General features: G+C 71.6%; 1 protein-coding gene. It reads left to right on the forward strand.

Annotated features, from left to right (window positions below):
* The coding region (locus tag KVT39_RS36810; RefSeq protein ID WP_217591464.1) for a hypothetical protein at positions 1 to 182 on the forward strand (182 nt) is incomplete at its 5' end.
* Positions 183 to 289: the final 107 nt, after the last annotated feature.

Genomic DNA, 289 nt, shown 5'->3' on the forward strand with positions numbered 1-289 from the left:
CGGCCCGCACGGGCCGCCCGCGCACCGCCGCCGGCCCCGCCGGCCGGACGCTCCGTCCGGCGCTGCGCACCCGCGCGTCGCGCGTGCATTTTTTCCTCAATTTTTTCGATCCGCGGCCGTTATACCGGGGGTTACGCAACCCGGCGGCCGCAGCGCGGCCGGCACACCAGGATCGCGCATGACCAACTCACTCATGAACCTCGGCGTCAGCGGCCTGAATGGCGCGCTCTGGGGCCTCACGACGACGGGCCAGAACATCAGCAACGCCGCGACGCCGGGCTATTCGGTC

It is taken from the genome of Burkholderia sp. GbtcB21 (assembly GCF_019091065.1).
In the GTDB taxonomy this organism is placed as follows: Bacteria; Pseudomonadota; Gammaproteobacteria; order Burkholderiales; family Burkholderiaceae; genus Burkholderia; species Burkholderia pyrrocinia_C.